This is a genomic window from Nevskia soli, assembly GCF_903970205.1.
In the GTDB taxonomy this organism is placed as follows: domain Bacteria; phylum Acidobacteriota; class Terriglobia; order Bryobacterales; family Bryobacteraceae; genus Bog-113.
In genome coordinates this window covers 1-4,797 of record NZ_CAJCHS010000099.1, presented here as the reverse complement: position 1 = coordinate 4,797, position 4,797 = coordinate 1, and the positions used below count along the sequence as shown (strand labels likewise).

7 protein-coding genes are annotated in these 4,797 nt (G+C 61.3%); all 7 read left to right on the top strand.

The window, feature by feature from the left end:
• Position 1 precedes the first annotated feature (1 nt).
• Positions 2-958: a hypothetical protein gene (locus tag H1Y01_RS04730; RefSeq protein WP_180539121.1), complete on the top strand. Its 957-nt coding sequence runs from the start codon at positions 2-4 to the stop codon at positions 956-958.
• Entirely contained in the window at positions 951-1,922 is a 972-nt protein-coding gene (locus H1Y01_RS04725; protein ID WP_180539120.1) for a bifunctional heptose 7-phosphate kinase/heptose 1-phosphate adenyltransferase, read from the top strand. The genes H1Y01_RS04730 and H1Y01_RS04725 overlap by 8 nt, the downstream gene beginning before the upstream one ends.
• A complete protein-coding gene (locus H1Y01_RS04720) occupies positions 1,919-2,773 on the top strand; it encodes an ROK family protein (RefSeq protein ID WP_180539119.1) in 855 nt (284 codons plus the stop codon). The genes H1Y01_RS04725 and H1Y01_RS04720 overlap by 4 nt, the downstream gene beginning before the upstream one ends.
• On the top strand, positions 2,770-3,243 hold the full coding sequence (locus tag H1Y01_RS04715) for a CAP domain-containing protein (RefSeq protein WP_180539118.1): 474 nt from the start codon (positions 2,770-2,772) through the stop codon (positions 3,241-3,243). The genes H1Y01_RS04720 and H1Y01_RS04715 overlap by 4 nt, the downstream gene beginning before the upstream one ends.
• Positions 3,240-3,932: a dual OB domain-containing protein gene (locus tag H1Y01_RS04710; protein WP_180539117.1), complete on the top strand. Its 693-nt coding sequence runs from the start codon at positions 3,240-3,242 to the stop codon at positions 3,930-3,932. The genes H1Y01_RS04715 and H1Y01_RS04710 overlap by 4 nt, the downstream gene beginning before the upstream one ends.
• 5 nt (positions 3,933-3,937) lie before the next feature.
• Positions 3,938-4,555 carry a DUF488 domain-containing protein gene (locus tag H1Y01_RS04705; protein ID WP_180539116.1) on the top strand — a complete coding sequence of 206 codons (618 nt, stop codon included), beginning with the start codon at positions 3,938-3,940 and terminating at the stop codon, positions 4,553-4,555.
• The coding region (locus H1Y01_RS04700; protein ID WP_180539115.1) for a DUF488 domain-containing protein at positions 4,552-4,797 on the top strand (246 nt) is incomplete at its 3' end. The genes H1Y01_RS04705 and H1Y01_RS04700, both read left to right, overlap by 4 nt.

Below are 4,797 nucleotides of genomic sequence, written 5' to 3'. Positions count from 1 at the left end.
AGTGAGCACGCGATATCGCACGTTTGAGCGATCGCGCCTGATCGTGAAGCCGCTGGCCGAGCGCCGGAGCGATCTCGATCTCTCTCACCTGCTGGCGCTGGGCGACGCGCCTTTGCTGTTCGAACATCCGGATTTGGACGCGGTTGCGGTGCGGCTCCAACAAGCGAAGGCCAACGGTGCGGCTCGCATCCTGATGATGGGCGGACACCTGATCCGCGCCGGAGTTTCGCGGTACATCATCGATTTGATGCGGCGCGGCCTGATCGATCACGTCGCAATGAACGGCGCTGGATTGATTCACGACTACGAGTTAGCGCTTACCGGAGGGACCACTGAGAGCGTCGCGCGTTACATCACGACCGGCGAATTCGGGTTGTGGCGCGAGACCGGCGAGTTGAACGACATCATTCGTCAGGCGGCGGAGAACGGGCAGGGTCTGGGCGAACACGCGGGCGAATCCTTCGCGCAGTTTCCTTATCGCGAGACGAGCGTGGTCCATGCGGCGTGGAAATATCGCGTGCCCGTTACTGTCCATGTGGGCATCGGCTACGACATCCTGCATGAACATCCGAACTGCGATGGCGCGGCGGTCGGACAAGCTTCGTATACCGATTTCCTGATCTTCGCGTCAACTGTGGAGCGGCTCGAAGGCGGCGTGCTGCTGAGTTTTGGTTCGGCGGTAATGGCGCCCGAAGTCTATCTGAAAGCGCTGGCGATGGCGCGCAATGTGGCGCATCAGGAAGGAAGCGATCTCAGCCATTTCACGACCGCCGTGTTCGATCTGATTCCCATCGAGGGAGATTTCCGGCGCGAGTTAACGAAGACGGACCCCGGTTATTACTTCCGACCGCATAAGACGATTCTGGTGCGTACGGTGGCGGATGGCGGCGAGAGCTACTACTTCTGCGGCGACCATCGCGCTACTTTCCCGGCGCTCTGGAGAATGCTCCATGAATGAAGAGCAGATTCTGGAGCAACTGCCGGGGTTGAGCGCGCTGGTGATCGGCGATATCTGTCTCGATCGCTGGTGTACTTACGATCCGGCGCTCGCGCTTGCGTCGGCCGAAACCGGGATCCCGCGGGTGGCCGTGACACGGACGGAATCGACGCCTGGCGCGGGCGGGACGGTTGCCAATAATCTGGCGAGCTTGGGAGTGGGGCGCGTATCGGTGCTGGGCGTCGTGGGCGATGACGGCTATGGCTTCGAATTGCGCAAGGCGCTGAGCGACCGCGGCTTTCGTAGCGAGCTGCTGCAGGTGGCCGAAGGGCGCCAGACGTTCACCTACACCAAGCTGATCAACGCGCGGACCGGCGCGGAAGATCTGCCGCGCGTGGACTTTCTCTATGAGCCGGGCGAGGCTGCTAACCGGGCCGTCCTGGACGCGATTCCACAGGCGGTCGATCAGCATGATCTGATCCTGATCTCCGATCAATCCGAGACCGACGAAGGCGGAGTGATCACGGAAGCCGTGCGCATGCTGCTCGCGGAGTTGACGGCGGTGTATCCGGAGAAGGTCTTTCTAGCCGACTCGCGAAGGCGCGCGCACCGGTTCTGCTGCGTGTCGCTGAAGCCGAATCGGGCGGAAGCGGAGCACGCTTGCCAAGAGTTAGGCGGCGGCGTGGATTTCGCGCGCCTGCGTCGGGAAACGGAGGCGCCGGTCCTATTTGTGACCGACGGCGGCGGTGGGATCCGCGTGTTCGAAAGCGAGCGCGAGTCGTTCGTCGCGGTGCGGCGAGTGGAAGCCCCAGTGGACATTTGCGGCGCCGGCGATAGCTTCGCCGCGGGAGCAGCGGCAGCTCTGTTCGTAACGCGAGACGCGGTTGCAGCCGCGCGCTTCGGCAGTCTCGCGGCACGGGTCACGATCGGGAAACGCGGGACTGGCACGGCCAATCCGCAAGAACTCCTGGCGGCGCGCGCATGACCACGCTCGCCATCGACGTCGGCGGAACGAAGTTCACGGTTGCGGTGTTTGCGGACGACAGGATGGTCAGCCGCATCCAACGCGCAACGGATCGCGAGGCCGGCGGAGCATCGACGTTGGCCGCGATCGAAGAGATCGTGCGTGGGTTGCGTCGCGAGTTTCGGTTCGACCGGTGCGGCATCGGATTCGGCGGCCCGGTGCGCTTCGGCGAACAGCGCGTCGCGCTTTCCACGCACGTCGGCGGCTGGAACGACGTGTTGTTGCCGGCCCGAATCGCAGCCGTTGCGGACGCTCCGGCGGTAATGGATAACGACGCGAACGTCGGCGCGCTGGGCGAGTTCGCGTACGGCGCGGGCCGTGGGGCCTCGCCGCTGCTCTATGTGACGCTATCGACCGGCATCGGCGGCGGTATTGTCTTAGATGGGAGCGTGCTGCGCGGCCCGGATTCGTGGGCCGGCGAGATCGGTCACCTCAATGTCGAACCCGATGGCCCGGAGTGCTTGTGCGGCTCGAACGGATGTCTGGAGCGCATGTGCTGCGGACTCTGGCTGGAGCGCGATACGGGGCGCACGGCGAAGGAATGGACTCACGATGAGGCGTTCATGCGGGGCTACGTGATTCCGCTGGCGCGCGGGTTGAAGGCGGCCATTATGCTTCTAAATCCGGCAAGGATCGTGATCGGCGGAGGAATCAGCAAGGCGGGCGATCTTCTGTTTCGGCCATTGCGGGCGGAGTTGGCGCGTCAGATGCCGCCATGGTCCGAGGCGCGGGTCGATGTGCAGCCGGCGCAATTGGGAGACGATTCGGTGCTGTGGGGCGCGCTCGAGCTGGCGCGGTTGGAAGGGGCATGATGACCCGGCGTGCCGGCCTAATTGCGTGCATCGGCGCGCCATTCGTGTTCGCGAGTGCTTCGCCGGAACCGCTAGCCGGGATCGAGCAGCGTATTTTCGACGGGATCAATTTCCAACGAGCCTCGATCGGGTTAGAGGCGCTGCAGTGGGACCCGGTCCTTTGCCGCACCGCGCGCGAGCATAGCCGCCGCATGCTGGAAGCGCACTTCTTCAGCCATCAGGATCCGGTATTCGGCGATCTGGCCTGCCGCTTGAATACGGTGGGCGTGGCTTGGTCGCGCTGCGCCGAGAATATCTTCCGGGAGAACGGCTACACGGATCCGGCGGCGATCGCAGTCGTCGAGTGGAGCTACAGCCCCGGGCATCGGGACAACTTGCTAACTGCGGAGTTTCGGCTGACCGGCGTTGGAGTCGCCATGAATCAGGACGGAACGTTTACCGCTACCCAGCAGTTTCTGGTTCCGCGGTGAGTTATGTAAAAAGAATCGTCTGCCTGGCAAACTCTTATAAGACGGGCGGACGATGTATCGCGGGGCGGGAGGTGCTCGGAAACGGTAAGTATGGTGACTGGATTCGCCCGGTAAGTGCGCGGGCTTCCGGCGAGCTTTCGATTTTAGAAATTGCGTACCGGGATCATACGGTTCCGAAGCTTCTCGATGTTATCGATGTGCCTCTACTTAGACCTTGCCCCAACGGGCATCAGACGGAGAATCACGAGATCGTACCGCATGGCCGTTGGTCGAAGGCAGGCGAAGTTCCGTGGCAGGAATTGGAATCCCTTCGCGAGTTCCCGGAATCGCTTTGGATAGGCAATGAATGCGAGGACAGAGGGGCGTGCAATTGGGTCAGCGAGTCCGAAGCAGCGGCGTTTCACCATTCGCTGGTGCTCATTCAGAAGCGCGATTTCAAGGTCAGAGTGCGTACGCACGATCGGGACGGCGCAGCGGTCAAAGCCTGCCGGGGAACTTTCAAGTACGACGCGACTTACTATAGTCTGAAGGTGACCGACCCACCGGTTATCGAACGCTACGCTCCGATGGAGGATGGAGTCTACAAGCTGCACGATGTTTATCTTTGTATTAGTCTCGCGCGGGCCTGGGAAGAAGATGGCTGCTGTCATAAGTTAGTGGCCGCGGTTTTCACGAACCCTCCGCTATAAGCACTATGCCGGATCCTGTTTACTCCATCGGACACTCGAGGCACGAACCGGATGTGTTCCTCGATCTGCTGCAGCGGCATGGGATAACCGCGGTCTGTGATGTCCGTTCGAAGCCTTTCAGCCGGATGAACCCGCAATTCAATCGCGACGAACTCCAGGCAACACTGTGGGAAAACGGCATCGCGTACCGGTTCATGGGTAAGGAATTGGGCGGACGGAGTGACGATCCGGCGTGCTACATCGACGGAAGAGTAAGCTACACCCGCATCGCGGCGAGCCAGTCATTTCAAGGCGGCCTTAGGCGAGTGATTGGCGGGATGAAGGACTTTCGGATCGCGCTGATGTGCGCCGAGAAAGAACCGCTGGATTGCCATCGCACGATCCTGGTCTCGCGCCGTCTTGTGGAGCAAGGCACGCCGGTGGAACATATACACCCGGATGGCAGTCTGGAGAGCCACGATGCGGCGGTGCGGCGCTTGTTTGAACTTCTCGATATGAGCGAAGATCATCTGTTTCTCTCCCGCGAGGAACTAGTGAATGATGCCTACGAATTTCAGGAAAAGCGCATCGCCTACGAAGCGGATGACACCGATGCGAGTGTCGGAAGGGGCGCGTCGGAATGACGATCTTCACGATTGGATTTACCAGGAAGTCCGCGGAGACGTTCTTTACCCTCTTGTCGCGGGCGGGGGTTCAGCGGCTCATCGATGTGCGCCTGAACAACGTGTCCCAGTTAGCCGGTTTTACCAAGAAAGACGATCTCCGTTACTTCACGAAAGCGATCTGCGGGATCGATTATGTACATCTTCCCGAGTTAGCCCCGACGGCAGACATACTCGACGCCTTCAAGAAACAAAAAACCGCC

Coding starts and splice junctions, on each gene's coding strand:
- H1Y01_RS04725 (WP_180539120.1), top strand. CDS start 951: ATGAATGAAGAGCAGATTCTGGAGCAACTGCCGGGGTTGAGCGCGCTG.
- H1Y01_RS04720 (WP_180539119.1), top strand. CDS start 1,919: ATGACCACGCTCGCCATCGACGTCGGCGGAACGAAGTTCACGGTTGCG.
- H1Y01_RS04715 (WP_180539118.1), top strand. CDS start 2,770: ATGATGACCCGGCGTGCCGGCCTAATTGCGTGCATCGGCGCGCCATTC.
- H1Y01_RS04705 (WP_180539116.1), top strand. CDS start 3,938: ATGCCGGATCCTGTTTACTCCATCGGACACTCGAGGCACGAACCGGAT.